We start from the raw sequence: 640 nt of genomic DNA, 5'->3' as shown, positions 1-640 counted from the left end.
CAGAGATGTGTATAAGAGACAGGTCCGGTGACGGGCGGTGCCGGGGCGGGCGCCGTTCACCCGCTCCCGGGCAGCCCCGACCAGGCGGGGCGCGCCGGGTCGTCGGCGCGGACCACCACGTCCGCGCGCTCCGTGGGCGCCACCTCGTCCTCGTACCGGGCGAAGGCGGGCAGGGTCCAGCGTTCCGGCTCCGCCGTACGTCGCCGCAGCGCTCCCGGGGACAACCGCAGATGGACGCTGAGCGCGAACGGGAACCAGTGCCCCAGCAGGAACGGGCCGTGCACGACGACCACCCCTCCTTCGGGAAGCGCGTGGTACGGGGTACGGGTGGCCCGGTCGGTCACGGGGTTCCACAGATCGGGCAGCACGCGGCCGGAGCCGCCCGCCTCCAGCGGCCCGAACACCTCGCGCCACAGCGCCCCGGTGTCGTACCAGCTGTCGGCGTACGCGTCCGGGTCCCGCTTCCCGTACTCGAAGCGCAGGCTCGCCGGGCGGAGGAAGCCCTCGGTGGAGATGACGAGCACCGCACGGCCGAGCAGCCGCAGTTCCCGCGCGAGGCGCTCGGCGGCCTCGCCGGTGCGGGCGGCCGGCGCGCCGTCGACGCCCAGCGCGAGCCCTGTCTCTTATACACATCTCTGAG

The 640-nt window shown here is 74.2% G+C and carries 1 pseudogene; it reads right to left on the bottom strand.

What is annotated here, in order from left to right:
- Window positions 1-56 precede the first annotated feature (56 nt).
- A pseudogene (locus tag CR470_RS38350) lies at window positions 57-614 on the bottom strand (uridine kinase); the annotation flags it as partial.
- Window positions 615-640: the final 26 nt, after the last annotated feature.

Origin of the sequence: Streptomyces sp. rh34 (assembly GCF_002551245.1) — a bacterium.
Taxonomy (GTDB): domain Bacteria; phylum Actinomycetota; class Actinomycetes; order Streptomycetales; family Streptomycetaceae; genus Streptomyces.
Note: the sequence above shows the minus strand (reverse complement) of the source record. Positions and strands in the feature narration are given on the sequence as shown.